The 16,891-nt window shown below is 72.0% G+C and carries 12 protein-coding genes and 1 riboswitch; of the genes, 6 read left to right on the top strand and 6 right to left on the bottom strand.

Going from position 1 to position 16,891, the window contains the following annotated elements; all coding sequences use genetic code 11:
* The first annotated feature begins 560 nt into the window (after window positions 1-560).
* Both IE269_RS25490 and IE269_RS25485 read left to right on the top strand, forming a co-directional pair.
* On the top strand, window positions 561-2,543 hold the full coding sequence (locus tag IE269_RS25490) for a carbohydrate-binding protein (RefSeq protein WP_189825484.1): 1,983 nt from the start codon (window positions 561-563) through the stop codon (window positions 2,541-2,543).
* Window positions 2,540-3,679 carry an aminotransferase class V-fold PLP-dependent enzyme gene (locus IE269_RS25485; protein WP_189825483.1) on the top strand — a complete coding sequence of 380 codons (1,140 nt, stop codon included), beginning with the start codon at window positions 2,540-2,542 and terminating at the stop codon, window positions 3,677-3,679. The genes IE269_RS25490 and IE269_RS25485 overlap by 4 nt, the downstream gene beginning before the upstream one ends.
* An 18-nt stretch (window positions 3,680-3,697) precedes the next feature.
* Here the strand turns inward: IE269_RS25485 and IE269_RS25480 are convergent, their stop codons facing one another.
* From IE269_RS25480 to IE269_RS25455, 6 genes are all read right to left on the bottom strand, one after another.
* Entirely contained in the window at window positions 3,698-4,918 is a 1,221-nt protein-coding gene (locus IE269_RS25480) for a GNAT family N-acetyltransferase (protein ID WP_189825482.1), read from the bottom strand.
* Between the two features lie 247 nt (window positions 4,919-5,165).
* Complete coding sequence (locus IE269_RS25475) at window positions 5,166-5,966, bottom strand: aspartate/glutamate racemase family protein (protein WP_229898209.1); 801 nt, start codon at window positions 5,964-5,966, stop codon at window positions 5,166-5,168.
* Window positions 5,967-6,004: 38 nt separating this feature from the next.
* On the bottom strand, window positions 6,005-7,534 hold the full coding sequence (locus tag IE269_RS25470; RefSeq protein ID WP_229898208.1) for an NCS1 family nucleobase:cation symporter-1: 1,530 nt from the start codon (window positions 7,532-7,534) through the stop codon (window positions 6,005-6,007).
* A gap of 196 nt (window positions 7,535-7,730) precedes the next feature.
* Entirely contained in the window at window positions 7,731-8,384 is a 654-nt protein-coding gene (locus tag IE269_RS25465; protein ID WP_189825481.1) for a GntR family transcriptional regulator, read from the bottom strand.
* Between the two features lie 133 nt (window positions 8,385-8,517).
* Complete coding sequence (locus IE269_RS25460; protein WP_189825480.1) at window positions 8,518-9,381, bottom strand: ABC-2 transporter permease; 864 nt, start codon at window positions 9,379-9,381, stop codon at window positions 8,518-8,520.
* A complete protein-coding gene (locus IE269_RS25455; protein ID WP_189825479.1) occupies window positions 9,378-10,292 on the bottom strand; it encodes an ATP-binding cassette domain-containing protein in 915 nt (304 codons plus the stop codon). Before IE269_RS25455 ends, IE269_RS25460 begins: the two co-directional genes overlap by 4 nt.
* A gap of 530 nt (window positions 10,293-10,822) precedes the next feature.
* On the opposite strand from IE269_RS25455, the gene IE269_RS25450 reads away from it, so the two are divergent.
* The 4 genes from IE269_RS25450 to metE all read left to right on the top strand — a co-directional run bounded on the left by IE269_RS25450 (window position 10,823) and on the right by metE (window position 16,870).
* Window positions 10,823-12,013: a sensor histidine kinase gene (locus tag IE269_RS25450; protein WP_189825478.1), complete on the top strand. Its 1,191-nt coding sequence runs from the start codon at window positions 10,823-10,825 to the stop codon at window positions 12,011-12,013.
* Complete coding sequence (locus IE269_RS25445) at window positions 12,010-12,669, top strand: response regulator (protein ID WP_189825477.1); 660 nt, start codon at window positions 12,010-12,012, stop codon at window positions 12,667-12,669. Before IE269_RS25450 ends, IE269_RS25445 begins: the two co-directional genes overlap by 4 nt.
* A 32-nt stretch (window positions 12,670-12,701) precedes the next feature.
* Window positions 12,702-14,057, top strand: coding sequence for a glycoside hydrolase family 18 protein (locus IE269_RS25440; protein ID WP_189825476.1), 1,356 nt, complete (start codon window positions 12,702-12,704; stop codon window positions 14,055-14,057).
* 108 nt (window positions 14,058-14,165) lie between these two features.
* A riboswitch (cobalamin riboswitch) is annotated at window positions 14,166-14,383 on the top strand.
* Between the two features lie 174 nt (window positions 14,384-14,557).
* Window positions 14,558-16,870, top strand: coding sequence for a 5-methyltetrahydropteroyltriglutamate--homocysteine S-methyltransferase (gene metE / locus IE269_RS25435; RefSeq protein ID WP_189825475.1), 2,313 nt, complete (start codon window positions 14,558-14,560; stop codon window positions 16,868-16,870).
* Window positions 16,871-16,891 lie beyond the last annotated feature (21 nt).

Below are 16,891 nucleotides of genomic sequence, written 5' to 3'. Positions count from 1 at the left end.
CAAGTGCCCACCGGTGACTTGCAATGCACCGCTGAAAACTTTCAGCTTGACCAGCGTTCAATTGCTGCGTGATTCATTGCAATGGGGCGGGAGGGGTTGCTAGCGTGCGGCTGCGAGGGGGCACGGGGGGGGCGGTGCTCGGGGTGCGGCGCTCCCCACCGCCCCGTCCCCTTGGGCGGCGCAGCCACCCCCGCCTCCTTGGGGGCGGGGCGTCCCCTTCCACCACCCCCGTCCCCTTGGGCGGCGGGGCCGCCCCCCGGGGGCGGAACGGGCGGGCAAGGGGACGGCCCGCCCGATCCGGGCCCGCCCCGGCACCGGCCCCCGCCCGCACCTTGCACACCGGATGCGCATCCCGCCGGGCACTCGGGGCGCCTCCCAGCACCGAGCAAGTTCAGCCCCCGGCCCGCCGGGCCAAGAAGTCCCCAGCCCCGCCCCTTCACCTAAACCCGCGGGGCAATGGGACCGGTTCCCGTGCAGGAGCGTCGTGGCTGAGCGCGCAGTTCCCCGCGCCCCTAAAGGGGCACGGGTCCCCATCCCACCCAACCCCGGGAGACACCCTCATGACGCGTTCCCGCACGACCCTGCTGGCCGCACTCACCCTGCTCGCCTCGCTCGCTCCCCTCGCCCCCCTCGGCGGAGCTCCCGCCGCAGCCGACGAAACGGCCCGGGTGCAGCCCCTCACCATCCAGGACCCCGGCTTCGAACTCGGCGGCGCAGCTTGGCAGTTCACCTCCGGCACCGGCACCGCCACCAACAACCCCCACAGCGGAAAGCAGCTCGCCTACCTCGACGCGGGCAGGGGCCACAAGGTCTCCCAGACGGTCACCGCCACCGGCCGCGGCGGCGCGTACGTCGTCACCGCGTGGATCGCCACCGGCGGCGCCGGCGCGACGTACACCCTCCGCGTCAACGGCACGACCGCCGCCACCCAGACCCTCCCCGCCGCCGCCAACTACCGTCGCCACACGCTCGGCAGCATCAGCCTCTCCCCCGGCGACAAGCTGGAGATCGCCTTCGAGTCGGGCCAGGGCTGGGTGAATGTCGACGACGTGATGGTTTCGCCCGCCGCCCCCGCCAGACCCAAGGTCACGTCCTCCGACCCCCAGGTCGCCGAGATGTTCGCGTGGGCGACGAAGAAGGCCAACAGCTGGGTGCACCTGCCGGGTACGGAAGGCCCGCTCAACGCCGACGAGCGCCAGACCGGCGGCACCGGCACCGGCGTCTACGGCCCCTCGTACTGGGCGGGTTACGCCAACCGCAGCGGCTACTACTCCCGCGACATGGCCCACCAGCTCGCGGGCGCCGGCGTGCTCGGGCTGCACGCCGAGAACAAGGCGATGCTGCGCGCCTTCGCCGCCACGGCCACGCCGGAACACCGCTACTACCCCGTCTGGGCGCTCAACTTCGACAACCGCACGCCGCTGTCCATCGACTACCGCAACCCCGACCTCTTCGTCCGCGAGGTCCCCGCCGTCTTCGAACTCGTCCAGAAGGCGGAGGAGGCGTACCGCTGGAGCGGCGACCGGTCGTACCTGGACGACCCGGCCCTGTGGGACTTCTACCGGCACGCCACCGAGGAGTTCGTCACCCTGCACGACGAGCAGAAGGACAACGGCCCGCGTGCCAAGGTCGCCGAGGGCACCGGAAAGGGCATCTTCCAGGGCGTCGCCAGTTACAACGAGCAGAGTGACGAGCCGCTGGCCGAGTCCGGCGACGCCATCGGGTCGCAGTACCAGGCGTACCGGGCGATGGCCGCGCTGGCACGCGCGAAGGGGGACGGCAAGGTCGCCGCCGCCTTCGACCGGCGGGCCCGTGATCTGAAGGCGTACTTCAACTCCAGCTGGAGCGGGGAGGGTTCGGGGGCCGACATGGTGCGCGGGTACACCACCGACGGGCGTGCGCTGACCGGGTGGGGCAAGGAGAACAGCTGGTTCATGCCGATGAAGCAGATCGTCGCGCCGGGCGCCCGCCGCGAGGCGTACCTCGACTTCGTCGACGCCCAGGCCGAAGGCCCCGACCGCCCCACCAACATCGAGGCCCTCAGCTACCTCCCCGACACCTTCTTCACCAACAACCGCCCCGACACCGCCTGGAAGTGGATGCGCCACGTCTACGCCCAGAAGGACATCCAGCACGTCAACACCCGCCAGGGCACAAATGGCGACTACCCCGAGGTCTCCTTCACCCTCGTCGGGCAGACGGTGGAGGGGCTGATGGGCGTACGGCCGGACGCCCCGGCCCGCACCCTCACCACCCAGTCCCGCCTCCCCTCCGGGATGGGCTGGCTGAAGATCGAGGACCTGAGCATCGGCGATTCCGCCTTCGCCCTGCGCCACGACACCGCGCGCCGCTCCACCCTCACCCACACCACCGGCACCAGGGCCTACACCTGGGAGGCCCGCTTCCCCGGCAAGCACCGCACGCTTAAGGTCGACGGCATGGTCAAGCCCGCCCGTACCGAAGTCGTCGACGGCGTGACGTACAGCAGCGTCCGCACCCGGGTCGCCCCCGGCCGCACGGTGAGTGTCGAGGTCGTCCGATGACCTCGCCCGCCATATTCCCGGGAGGTGCCGAGCTGTTCCGGCTCGGCACCTCCGTGGCACACCTCAACCACGGGTCCTTCGGAGCGGTGCCGATCCCGGTCGAGGAGGCCCAGCAGCGCTTGCGGGACGAGTCCGCCGCCGACCCGGACGCCTTCTTCCTGGGCGCACCGGACCGGATCGCCCGGGCCCGGACCCGTATCGCCCAGCACCTGGGAGCCGACCCGGACGGCTCGGCGCTCGTCGCCAACGCCACGGAGGCGGCCAACCTGGCGCTGGACGCCATAGACCTGCGGCCGGACGACGAGGTCCTGGTCACCGACCACGGGTACGGAACGGTCGTCGCGGCCGCCGCCCGCCGGGCCCGGGTGGTGACCGTCGCCCTGGACCCGCTGCTTCCGGATGAGGAGGCGGTACGGAAGGCCGTCCTGGCCGGGGTCACCCCCCGTACCCGCATCGCCCTCCTCGACCACATCAGCTCCCCCACCGCACGCCTCATCGCCACCCCCTCCCTCCTCGCCGACCTGCGGGAACGCGGGATCGTCACGGTCGTCGACGGGGCGCACGCACCGGGGGCACTGGCCGATCCGCTGGCCGGGGAGCCCGACTTCTGGTTCGGCAACCTTCACAAGTGGGGGTACGCGCCTGCGGGCAGTGCCCTGCTGACGGTGGCCCCGCGCTTCCGCGAGCGGGTGCCCGCGCCCGTCCCCTCCTGGGAGGACGAGCGGGGCTTCCCGCGCTCGGTGGAGTACCGGGCGACGGTCGACTACACGGGCTGGCTGGCCGCGCCGGAGGGGCTCGGCCTGCTCTCCCGGCTGGGTGCTTCCGCCGTACGTCGCCACAACAGTGCGCTGGCCGCGTACGGGGCGGAGCTGCTGGCCCGCATCCCGGGCCTGACGCCCCTGCCGTACGACGACCGGCTCCCGATGCGGGCCCTGCGCCTGCCGCCGTCCCTCGCGAGGACGTCGGCGGAGTCCGTCGCCCTCCGCGAGGAGATCGCGGCTCGGCTGGGGTACCGGGTGCTGGTGTGGCCGTGGCCGGGCGGGGGCGGGCTGCGGGTCAGCGGCCAGATCTACAACTCCCCGGTGGAGTACGAGGGGTTGGCGGCGGCGCTGGGGAAACTGCTCGACGGCCGCTGACCCGCCCGGCCCGCACCGTCAGAACCAGTGCAGGCAGTGCGGGGCGCGCTCTCCCCGGAACAGGGCATCGGCCCGGGCGGGCACGTCCGGGCCGTGGGCGCGGACGTGCCCGGCCCGCACGAAAGTGCTCGGCAGGGTGCCGCCGAGGTAGAGGGAGCCCAAGTCGCTGATGTCCAGGGAGAGTTCGGGCTCCCTCTCGGTCGGTACGCACGTGGCCTTGCCGTCGTGGACCGTCAGCAGCCAGCGGGAGCGCTCGCCGAGGAAGGGGTCGTCGACGTCGAGGACGAGCTCGCCGTCCGTGAACCAGCCGCGCGCGGTCAGCGCACCGGGAACGTCCAGCAGCCGCACCCAGAGCCAGTCGGCGTCGCGGTCCACGGCCGCCGCCCGGAGGTTCGTGAGCTGGTGACGCAGCGGACTGTCCGGGGCGACGTGCTGGAACACGACCTCCTTGACCAGGTCGTGCTCCAGCACGAGCCGGACCAGTGCCGTGAACGCCGTGTCGGCGGCGGCTCCGGCGGTGATGACCTCGTCGACCGACATGATCCAGGAGTCGATCGCGTAACTGGCGTACCCGTCGGGCACGCCGTCGGCGTCGCGGTGGACGGCGACGTACCGCTTCGCCTCCGAGACCGGGGGCTGCCCCGCACGCCGTTCCCACCAGCGGTGCGGGCGCGACAGCGCGCCGGGCTGGGTGCGCCGGTAGCGGTCGTAGACCTCTTCGAGGATCCCGGCGCACTCGGCGCGGCGCAGCACCTCGACGGAGCCCGTGTCCGCCGCGCCCGGTGCCCGGGGCGGGGCGAGCGGCGTCGGCTGCCGCTCCGCCTTGATGCGCTGGGTGAACGTGGCAGGCCCGTACCCGAACCTGCGGTAGATGAGCGCTTCGGACGCCAGCAGCACGGACAGATACTCGCCGCGTTCCCGCACGTCGGCGAGCTGGCGACGCATCATCGCGGTGAGGGTGCCGCGCCGCCGGTGCCAGGGCACGACGCCGACGGCGGTCACCCCGGAGGTCGGGACGACGGCCTCGCCGGGCAGGGTCAGCTCGAAGGTGTAGGCGGCGGCCGTGCCGACGGGCCGCCCGTCGTCCGTGACGGCGAGGAGACCACGGTCCATCTCCAGCGCCGCCCACCAGACGTTGCCGCCGTCCTCGGCCGGATCCTCGGGGAAGAGGCCGAACTCGGTGTGGAGCGTGCGGACGAAGACGTCGTAGTCCTGGTCGGTGGTGGCGCGGATCTGCATGAGGGGTGCTGTCTCCTGGGGCGCGGGACGCGTGGGCACTGGGGTGCTGCGGTGCGGGTGCGCCACCGGTGTGGCGCCGGGGCCAGTGCAGCGGCAACAGGTGGCCGGGTCAAGCCAATTATGGGGGGGGCGGCCGTTTGGTGTCCCGTACGATTCGGCTGTCCTGCGGCGTGATCCGTGCCCGGTACGCCCGACACTTCCCCGGCGGCCCGCCGGGCCGAAAGGCTCCCCAGCCCCGCCCCTTCACCTAAACCCGCGGGGGCGATTGCACGGTTGCGTGCGGGAGCGTCGTGGTTGCTCGCGCAGTTCCCCGCGCCCCTGAAGGGGCGCCCACCGGGGGCCAGGCCAGCATCCGCTTCGGCCTGGGGTGGGCGAATGTGCGGACCTTCGACGTGCGCAGGCCCAGGCGGACCAGGGATTCCGCGATCGTGACCGCCGCCGCGACGCCGTCCACCACCGGCACCCCCGTCCGTGCCACGACCCGCTCCGTGAGACCGGCCATCCCGCCGCAGCCCAGGCAGATGACCTCCGCCCGGTCCACCTCCACCGCCGCGACCGCCTCCGCGACGATGGCCTCGACGGCGGCCTCGGGGTCGCGTTCCAGGTCCAGTACCGCCATCCCGCTCGCCCGTACCGACGCGCACCGCGCCGACAGCCCGGCCAGGGCCAGCCGGTCCTCGATGAGGGGCACGGCGCGGTCCAGTGTGGTGACGACCGAGTAGCTCCGGCCGAGGAACTGGGCGGTCGAGGCGGCCGCCTCGGTGATGTCGACGACCGGTACGTCCAGCAGCTCCTGGAGGCCCTCGCGGCCGTGTTCGCCGTAGCCGGCCTGGATCACCGCGTCGTACGGGCCGGCGTAGGAACGTACCGTCTCCATGACCGCGATCGCCGCCAGGTGACTCTCGTAGTTGCCCTCCACCGACTCCGCCCCGAAAGCGGGCGTGAGCGGCACGATCTCGGTGCCCGGCGCGGCCGCGGCCGCCGCCTGTGCTCCGATGCTCCGCGTCATGGACTCGGTGGTGTTGACGTTGACGACCAGCAACCGCATGGGGGGTTCCGCTTCTCTGAGAGGGGCGACGAAAGGGTTCACGCGCTCGGTACCGCGATGGCCTCGCCGTCCGCGTCGACGTACTCCGTGGGGCGTGCGCCCCGGCCCGGCAGGATCCCGTACAGCAGGCCCGCCAGCACCGTTCCGATGAACCAGGAGAAGCCCGAGATCCCCGAGAAGTACGGGACGAAGGCGACGGCCACGGCGATCGCGGCGGTCGGGACGAGGGCGATCACGGCGCGCGGGTTGACGCCGCCCCGGTAGGCGTACGTGGCCGACGGGTCCTCGGTGTAGAGGTCGGGGACGTTGATCCGGGTCCGGCGCACCAGCCAGTAGTCGGCCATGACGATGCCGAAGACCGGGCCGAGCAGCGCCCCGAGTCCGCCGAGGAAGTATTCGACGACGACCGGGCTGTTGTAGAGGTTCCAGGGGAGGATGACCAGCCCGAGGACCGCGCTCACGATGCCCGCCCGCCGGAAGTTCAGCTTCTGCGGGAAGAGGTTGACGAGGGTGTAGACGGGGGCGACGAAGTTCGCCATGAGGTTGACGGCGATCGTCAGGAGGATCAGGGCCAGGGAGGCCAGGACGAGGAGGAGCGTGCTCGGGATGGCCTGGACGATGTCCGCCGGGCTCGCGATCACCTTGCCGTTCAGTTCGAACTGCGCACCGCTCAGCACCACCACGATGCCCGCGAAGAAGAGCATGTTGACCGGGATGCCGATCAGGTTCCCCACCAGCACCGAGCGGTTGCTCTTCGCCGAGCGCGTGAAGTCGCAGAAGTTGAGGACGAAGGTGCCGTAGATGACGACCCAGAGCGCCGCCGCCTCCAGGATGTGCACGAAGCGGTCGGTGCCCTCGTACGGATTCCCGGCGTGCACGGCGATCGTCCAGTCCGCCTTGGCGAACATCCACACCGCGAGCGCCAGCATCGTGATCAGCACGGCGGGCGCGGCCACCGCGATGTACTTCCGGATGACGTCCATCCCGTAACTGACGATCAGGACCTGGACGACCCACAGCAGGAGGAAGGACAGCCAGCCCAGCGCGGAGAGGCCGAGGAAGGAGCTGTCCTGCCAGCTCTTCAGGCCCGGTATCAGCGTCATGAGCAGTGCGGAGAGCACCGACGAGGCCAGGTACGTCTGGATGCCGAACCAGGCGACGGCAACGCCGCCCCGGATCACGGCGGGCAGTTGCGCGCCCCGGATGCCGAAGGAGATGCGGCTCATCACCGGGAACGGCACGCCCGTCTTGGAGCCCATGTAACCGGACAGGCTGAGCAGTACGAAGAGGAAGACGGAGGCCAGGACGAAGGCCACCAGGATGTCCCACACGCTCATCCCGAGCGCGAACAGGCCGATCGCGAAGGCGTAGTTGCCGAGGCTGTGCACGTCGTTGGCCCACAGGGTGAAGACGTTGTAGCCGCCCCAGCTGCGGCCCGCCTTCTTCGTCGGGGCGAGGTCGGGGCTGTAGAGACGGGGGCTGGTGCCCGGGGGTGCGTCGCTCGGGCCCTGGCCGGCGGAGGGCGCCGCTGCGCCCGCCGTGTGCAATGCGTCCTGAGCTGTGGTCACACCAGCCACCCTTCTCAGCGATTTCGGTATACGAAACCGAGGTACCGAAGCAAGTGACGGGGACGCTACGGCCGTCCAGCTGGGGCAGTCAAGAGATTCACGTGAAGAAATGGGATACCAAATGCGTTGGGCTCGGGATGCGAAAGGGCGGGCCGCCCTCCGGCGACCCGCCCTCACCCACCAGAACTCCGGCGGTCTACTCCTCCTTCGCCCCCCGCAGATGCGCCGCCGCCGAGTTCCGCCCCGACTCCAGGTGCTTGGCGATCAGTTCCTCCACGCGCGGCACGTCCCGGGCCGCGATCGCGTCGTACAGCCCCTCGTGCTCGCGCGCGACGTCCAGCAGGTCGTCGTGCCGCACCTGGAGCCAGCGCAGGCGGCTGCGCAGCGTGCTCTCCAACTCGCTGAGCAGGTCGTTCGCGGCGAGCGAGGTCGCCGTCTGGTGGAAGTCGGCGGCGGCCCGCCGCGCGGTGACCGCGTCGCCCCGCCGGGCCGCCTCGAACTCCGCGTCCAGGTCCGCGCGCAGCTTCGCGAGGCCTTCGCGGGTACGTCGCTGGGCGGCCAGCCGGAAGGTCAACGTGTCCAGCGCGGACCGCACTTCGTCGATGTCGGCGATGTCGGTGGGGGTGAACTCCCGCACCACCGCCCAGGTGCGCGGCCTGGGCGTCACCAGCCCCTCGTTCACCAGCGCCTTGAGCGCGTCGCGGATCGGCAGCCGGCTCACCCCGAGTTCGGCGGCCAGTTCGCGCTCGACGAGCTTGCTGCCGGGCGGGCGCACACCGTCGAGGATGTCGTCGCGCAACTGCCGGGTGACCCGATCCGACTCGGGCTCGAAGCCTTCAGAACCTGCCATGCGGCACATCTTCTCATCAGGCGGTTGTCGCTTCGTACGAACGCTCGACGGCCCGGGTCCCGGGGCGCCCGGACAGCCCGGGTCTTGACGGCCCGGGTCCCGGGGCGCTCAGCCAGCCCGGTTCCCGGAGCGCTCAGACGTCCCTGCGGCGTACGACGACCACCGCGAGCGCGACCGCCGCCAGCGGCCAGAGCGCATACGCGAGCCACGAACCCGGCACCGACGCCATCGGTACGAGCGTGTCCGGCGACGGCCCCCATGTCTGCACCAGGCGCTTCCACGCGGAGAAAAGCGTCGCGTGGTGCAGGGGCGCGGACCAGGACGCGCTCGGCGAGATCAGCAGGGGCAGCAGCGTCAGCAGCAGGGCCCCGGCGAGCACGGTCCCCGCGGTGTGCCGGATGAGCACCCCGAGCCCCAGCCCGACCAGCGCGCACACCGCCGGCAGCAGCGCGGACACCACCAGCCCCCGCAGCACCCCGGGATGAGTGATCCCGACCCCTGCCCCCTTGGTGTCGAGCACCGCCTGCGAGGCCAGGAAGCAGCCGAGGGAGATCACGGTCCCGACCGCCGTCCACAGCGCGGCGGTGACGACCGCCTTCGCCAGCACCACGGAGCCGCGCGCGGGCACGGCCACGGTGAGGGTGCGGACGAGCCCGCTGCCGTACTCGCTGACGACGGTCACCGCCCCGAGGGTGGCGGCGACGAGCATCAGCGTCATGAAACCGGGCGGCGGGAAGGCCGTGAAGGGCAGGTACTCGTACGGTTCCCGCGCGGCCAGGTAGCCGTTGGGGACGTCGGAGAGGCTGCGTACGTAGACGAGCGCCGCCGCGGCGGCCGAACCGACGACGAACAGGACCACGCACCCGATCGTCCACGGGGTGGACCGCAGGGTCCGCATACGGATCCACTCGGCGGCCAGCAGGTCGCCGAAGCGGGCGGGCGGCTCGGGCCGGGTCGGCGAGGTCTGTGCGGGGGAAGTGGTGAGCGTGGTCGTCATCGGGGCCGTCCTGCCAGGTATTCGACGCTGTCGGCGGTCAGTTCCATGAACGCCTCCTCCAACGAGGCGGTGCGGGTGGTGAGTTCGGTCAGGGCGATGCGGTGGTCGAGCGCGAGTGCTCCGATACGGTCGGCGGGCAGGCCGGTGACGGTCAGGCGGCCCGCGTCGGCCGATGGCTCCACGGACGCCCCCGCAGCGGTGAGCACCCCCGTCAGCTCGGCGGCCTGCGGCGTGGCGACCACGACGCCGAGCCCGGCGCTGCGGGCGGCGAACTCCCGCAGCGGCTCGGCGGCGATGAGCCGGCCCCGGCCGATGACCACGAGGTCGTCGGCGGTGTTCTCCATCTCCGACATGAGGTGGCTGGAGAGGAAGACCGTGCGACCCTCGGCGGCCAGCCGCCGGAACAGATGCCGCATCCAGAGCACCCCTTCCGGGTCCATCCCGTTGACCGGCTCGTCGAACATCAGCACCGGCGGGTCGCCGAGCAGCGCGGTCGCCACCCCCAACCGCTGCTTCATGCCGAGGGAGAACCCGCCGATGCGGCGGCCCGCCGCGTCCGTGAGCCCCACCTCGTCGAGCACCTCCGCGACCCGCCTGACCGGAAGGCCGTTGCTGCGGGCGAGGGCGGCGAGGTGGGCACGGGCGGTGCGGCCGCCGTGCACCTGGTGGGCGTCCAGGAGTGCGCCGACGTGCCGCAGCCCGCGGGCGTGGCTGCGGAAGGGGACACCGCCGACGGCGGTGGTGCCCGTGGTGGGGGCCTCCAGGCCGAGGATCATGCGCAGGGTGGTGGTCTTGCCCGCCCCGTTGGGGCCGAGGAATCCGGTGACGCGGCCGGGCCTGACGGTGAAGGACAGGCGGTCGACGGCGGTCTTGTCGCCGTAGCGCTTGGTGAGTTCGTTGACTTCGATCACGTGACCCACGGTGCCGGGGCGCGGCGCCCGGTTCATGGTGCCGGGGATGACAATCGGGCGGCCGGTTCACCCCGGGGGTGTACATCCCCGGGGTGATGTCCGGCGGGAACGGCCGGTCTAGTCTCCCCACATGACCGTCGCACCGCCGCCCACCTGCGCGCCTTCCCGCGCCAACCGCCCGTGGGCGCACCTCCCGTCCCGCGCCGCCCGCCTCCGGGCGAGCCTCCCGTCCCGCGCCGCCCGCCTTCGGACGCGCCTCCGATGACGGACGCCGCGCGGACCACGCGCACTGCGGGGCCCGGCCACGTCACGTACACGACAGGGACCAGCCGCGCCACGCATACGGCAGGGCCCGGCCACGTCACCTACACGACTGGGACCAGCCACGTCACGCACACGGCAGGGCCCGCCCGCACCATGAGCACGACCGGCAGCATCCGTACCGCAAGCCTCACCGGCACCACGGCTGCCGTCCGGCCGGCCGGGATCCTGTACGTCCCCGCCTTCCGCCTCCCCGCCGGGTCCCCGCGATGACCCACCCCGCACACGCCCCCGGCCCGACCGGCCTCACCGGCACAAAGCCCTTCGCCTGGCTGGGAAGCATCCTGTACGTACTCGCCGTCGGCCTCCTCGTCGGCGGCAGCGCGGGTACGTCCCCCACGGTGCAGGGCCTCGCCGCGGCGGCGGCCGCGCCCCTGCTCGTCGGGGTGGTGCGCCGCAACCCCCTTGCCGCCCTGGCCACGACCCTGCTCGGGGCGAGCCTGGTCGTCGCGGGCGCCCCGAGGCCGCCCGGCGCGGGCGCGGTCTTCTCGTACCACGGCGAGTTCCTGTCGTACCTGCCGGCCGACCTCGTCCTGAGCCTCCTCGTCGCCACGTGCGCTCGTCGGCGGACCGCGGCGGTGGCCGCCGGCTCGGCCCTCGTCGCGCAGCTCCTGATGGTCGGCGGCTTCGCCGGGGGCGCGGGCCTGGTCGTGCACGCCGTCGTCGTCTTCCTGGTGCTGGCCGCGTGTGTCATGGCCGGCCTGCTGCTGCGCGAGCGCCGCGAGCACGCGGTGGCGCTGCGCGCGCAGGAGGTGGCCGAGGCGGTGACCGCCGAACGGCTGCGCATCGCAAGGGAGTTGCACGACATGGTCGCGCACAGCATCGGCATCATCGCCATCCAGGCGGGCGCGGGCAGTCAGGTCATCCGGTCCCGTCCGGAGGCCGCCGAGGAGGCGCTGCGGACCATCGAGACGACCAGCCGGGACACTCTCGCCGGGTTGCGCCGCACCCTGGTGGCGCTCCGCCGGGCCGACCCCGCCGCGCCCTCCTCGCAGCAGGCCGCGCCGGGTCTCGCGGACCTCGCGCAGCTCGTGGCGGCCACTGCCGACGCAGGGGTACGGGTCGACCTGCACCACACCGGGGACCCCCGCCCTCTCCCCGCTGACCTGGATCTTTGCGCCTACCGTATCGTTCAGGAGGCGTTGACCAACGTGGTCCGCCATGCGGGCACCGGGCGCTGCCGGGTGGCCGTGGACTTCGGGAACGGGGAGCTGACGGTGGAGGTCGTCGACGGCGGTCGCGGCGGTACGGGCCCCGGCTCGCCGCACGGCTTCGGGCTGATCGGGATGCGCGAGCGCGTCGGGATGCTGAACGGACACCTGGAGACGGGCCCGCGCCCCGGGGGCGGTTTCCGGGTAAGTGCCGTACTGCCGCTGCCCGTTGGGGCGGACAGGCGATGACCGTACGCATCCTCCTCGCCGACGACCAGCCCCTGGTGCGTTCCGGGCTGAGCATGGTGATGGCCGAGCACCCCGACCTGGAGGTGGTCGGCGAGGCCGCTTCCGGGGCCGAAGCGGTGCGGCTGACCGGCGAGTTGAGCCCGGACGTCGTCGTGATGGACGTCCGGATGCCCGGCATGGACGGCATCGAGGCCACCCGCCTGATCACCGCCGGGCCGACGACCGCCCGGGTCCTCGTGCTGACCACCTTCGACGAGGACGAGCACGTGTACGGGGCCCTGCGGGCGGGCGCGAGCGGCTTCGTGGTCAAGGACATGGCGCTGAACGACATCCTCGCGGCGGTTCGTGTGGTCGCCGCCGGGGACGCCCTGATCGCACCGGGCGTGACCCGCCGCCTGATCGCGGACTTCGCCGCCCGCCCCGAACCCGTCGCCCCGAAGCGGGCCCCGCGCCCGCCCGACGGTCTCACCGAACGCGAACGCGAGGTGCTGACGCTGGTCGGGCTCGGCCGGTCGAACACGGAGATCGCGGAGGACCTCTTCATCTCGGCCGCCACCGCCAAGACACATGTGTCGCGCCTGTTCACCAAGCTGGACGCACGCGACAGGGTCCAACTGGTGATCACGGCCTACGAGTTGGGCCTCGTCACCCCTTGACCCTGCATGGTCCAGACCAATAGCGTCCGCACATGCGACGAAGACTCCTGAAAGGGTCGGCTCTCGTAGCCGCCGCCTGCGTCACTTCGCTCCTCGCCACACTGGCCCCCACCGCCTCCGCAGCCCCATCAGCCGCCGCGAAGGCGGAACAGAAGGCCCAGGACGGCGACCGCCCCTCCCTGCGCCGGGTCGGCTACTTCACCCAATGGGGCGTCTACGGCCGCGACTTCCAGGTCCAGGACCTGGACGCCAACGGCACCGCGGCCCGCCTCACCCACCTCAACTACGCCTTCGGCAACGTCGACAAGAGCGGCAAGTGCTTCCTCACGCCATCCCCGGGCGAGAGCGACCCGTGGGCCGACTACCAGCGCCCGCTGGACGCCGCCAACTCCGTCGACGGCGTGGCCGACACCGACACCCAGGCCCTCGCCGGGAACTTCAACCAGATCAAGGAGTTGAAGGCCAAGCACAAGGGCCTCAAGGCCATGATCTCGCTGGGCGGTTGGAGCTGGTCGACCAACTTCTCCGACGCCGCCCTCACCCCCGCCTCCCGCAAGGCCCTCGTCACCTCCTGCATCGACCTGTACATCAAGGGCAACCTGCCCAAGGACGGCGTGCGCGGCGGCGACGGCTCGGCCGAGGGCGTCTTCGACGGCATCGACCTCGACTGGGAGTGGCCCGGCTCCGAGGGCGACACGGACACCGTCTACCGCCCCGAGGACAAGCAGAACTTCACCGCGCTGGTCAAGGAGTTCCGCACCCAGCTCGACGCGCTCGGCAGGCAGAAGCGCACGCACTACGAGCTGTCGGCCTTCGTCCCGACCGCCGACGCGAAGATCGACGCGGGCTTCGAGGTCCGCAAGATCATGAAGGACTTCGACTTCGTCAACCTCCAGGGTTACGACTTCCACGTCAGCGGCGAGAAGAAGACCGCCCAGCAGTCGGCGCTCTTCGCCCGGAACGACTTCAGCGTGCACGGCACGGTCGAGTCCTGGCTGAAGCGCGGCGCCCCCGCCCGCAAGCTGGTCGTCGGCATGCCGTTCTACGGTCAGGGCTGGACCGGCGTCACCGGCGGCGGCAACGGCCTCGGCAAGCCCGCCACCGGCCCCGCGCCCGCCAAGTGGGCGGCCGGGTACGCGGACTACAAGGAGCTCAAGCCCCTTGTCCAGCAGGGGAAGTTCACGGTCCACCGGGACCTGCTGGCCGGTCACGCGTGGCTGTTCGACGGCTCGACCCTGTGGACGTACGACGATCCGATCGCCCTCGCCACCAAGGGCACGTACGTACGGGCCCGGGGCCTGGGCGGCGTGATGGCCTGGTCGCTGGACGCGGACACCGCGGACGGCGAGCTGTACCGGGCACTGGACCGGAGCCTCGGCCGCCGCTGACCGTACCGGCCGGAACGGGGGTGCACCCGCTCGACAGGGGGCACCCCCGTGTCCCATTTCACGGTCCGGAATGTGAACTCCGGTTACGGTGCACCGCTCCCGCCCCCTATGGTGGCCGGTGCAACTGGTTCGCCCTGCCCGCCAGGCAGCGGCGTCGCAAGAGGGAACCCGGTGGGAATCCGGGACTGCCCCGCAGCGGTGAGTGGGAACGACCGCCGTCATACGCACTGGGTCCGCAGGGATCTGGGAAGCGACGGCCAGTAGGAGATCTGCCCCCGGCAGAAGTGCCCGCGAGTCCGAAGACCTGCCCGTTGCCCGCACGCGACCGTTCGCGTGCGGACATCCCGGTGACCTCGTGGGCGGGTCGGCGTACACATCAGGCGGAGGACCGCGCCCGTCGCGCGCACTCCTTTTTTGGATATCCGCCCGGTTTCGTCATCCCTTCGCGTCCGCGTCCCGTTGCCGGGGTGCTCAGGAGTCATCTCGCGAAGGAGATTTCCGTGACACCGAAGTCCGCAGCCGCGGCAGCACGCGCCACCGTGTACGGCTACCCCCGCCAGGGCGGCAACCGGGAGCTGAAGAAGGCGGTCGAGGGCTACTGGAAGGGCCGGGTCACCGCCGACGCCCTGAAGGAGACCGCGGCCGGTCTGCGCCGCACCAACTGGGAGCAGTTGGCCGCAGCCGGCCTCCACGAGGTGCCGACCGGCGACTTCTCGTACTACGACCACGTGCTGGACACCAGCGTGATGGTCGGCGCCGTCCCCGCCCGCCACCGCCAGGCCGTCGACGCCGACTCCCTCGACGGGTACTTCGCCATGGCGCGCGGCAACCAGGACGTGGCACCCCTGGAGATGACCAAGTGGTTCGACACCAACTACCACTATCTTGTCCCAGAGTTGGGCCCGGACACTGTCTTCACTGCCGACTCCACCAAGCAGGTCGGCGAGCTGAAGGAGGCCCTCGCGCTGGGGCTCGCCGCGCGCCCGGTGCTGGTCGGTCCGGTCACGTACCTCCTGCTGGCGAAGCCCGCCCCGGGGGTCGCCGCCGACTTCGAGCCGCTGACGCTGCTCGACCGGCTGCTGCCGGTGTACGCCGAGGTGCTGGCCGACCTGCGGGCCGCCGGGGCCGAGTGGGTGCAGCTCGACGAGCCCGCGCTGGTCCAGGACCGCACCCCGGCCGAACTGAACGCCACCGCCCGCGCCTACCGCGACCTCGGCGCACTCACCGACCGGCCGCAACTCCTCGTCGCCTCCTACTTCGACCGGCTCGGCGACGCCCTGCCCGTGCTCGCCAAGGCCCCGGTCGAGGGCCTGGCGCTGGACTTCACCGGTCCTGCCGCCGCCAATCTGGACGCGCTGGCCGCCGTGGGCGGGCTGCCGGGCAAGCGGCTGGTCGCGGGCGTGGTCAACGGCCGCAACATCTGGATCAACGACTACGAGAAGTCCCTCGCCACCCTCGGCACGCTCCTCGGCCTCGCCGACCGGGTCGACGTGGCGGCCTCCTGCTCTCTCCTGCACGTCCCCGTCGACGCGACGGCCGAACGCGACATCGACCCGCAGGTGCTGCGCTGGCTCGCCTTCGCCCGGCAGAAGACCGCCGAGATCGTCACCCTGGCCAAGGGCCTCGCCCAGGGCACGGGCAGCATCACCGCCGACCTCGCCCGCAACCGCGCCGACTTGGCGTCCCGCACCAACTCCCCCATCACGCACGACCCCGCCGTACGGGCCCGGGTCGACGCCGTGACGGACGCGGACGGCCGCCGCTCGGCACCGTACGAGCAGCGGACCGAGGCCCAGCGCGCCGCACTCGGCCTGCCGCTCCTGCCCACCACCACGATCGGCTCCTTCCCGCAGACCACCGAACTGCGCACTGCCCGCGCCGACTTGAGGGCCGGACGCATCGACACGGCGGGCTACGAGGAGCGCATCAAGAACGAGATCCGCGACGTCCTGGCCTTCCAGGAGAAGGCGGGCATCGACGTCCTGGTGCACGGCGAGCCCGAACGCAACGACATGGTCCAGTACTTCGCCGAGCAGCTCACGGGCTACCTGGCCACCCAGCACGGCTGGGTCCAGTCCTACGGCACCCGCTACGTCCGCCCACCGGTCCTGGCCGGTGACATCTCGCGCCCGGAGCCGATGACGGTCCGCTGGATCTCGTACGCGAACTCCCTCACCGACCGTCCGGTCAAGGGCATGCTGACCGGCCCCGTCACCATGCTCGCCTGGTCCTTCGTACGGGACGACCAGCCGCTCGGCGACACGGCCCGCCAGGTCGCCCTCGCCCTGCGCGACGAGATCAACGACCTCGAGGCGGCCGGGACTTCGGTCATCCAGGTCGACGAGCCCGCGCTGCGCGAGACGCTCCCGCTGCGGACCGCCGACCATGCCGCCTACCTGGAATGGGCAACGGAATCCTTCCGGCTCACCACCAGCGGGGTGCGTCCGGACACCCAGATCCACACGCACATGTGCTACGCCGAGTTCGGCGACATCGTGCAGGCCATCGACGACCTGGACGCGGACGTGATCAGCCTGGAGGCGGCCCGCTCGCACATGCAGGTCGCCCGCGAGCTGGCCTCGCACGGCTATCCGCGCGAGGCCGGCCCCGGCGTCTACGACATCCACTCGCCCCGCATCCCCTCCGCCGAGGAGGCAGCGGCCCTGCTCCGCAAGGGACTTGAGGCGATTCCGCCGCAGCGCCTGTGGGTCAACCCGGACTGCGGCCTGAAGACCCGCGGCTGGCCGGAGACGCGCGCGTCCCTGGAGAACCTGGTCGCGGCGGCCCGGACCGTACGCGCCGAACTGGCGTAGGGCAGGCGGGGAGGGGAGGCC

It is taken from the genome of Streptomyces spiroverticillatus, from assembly GCA_014650415.1.
Lineage (GTDB): Bacteria > Actinomycetota > Actinomycetes > Streptomycetales > Streptomycetaceae > Streptomyces > Streptomyces spiroverticillatus.
Note: the sequence above shows the minus strand (reverse complement) of the source record. Positions and strands in the feature narration are given on the sequence as shown.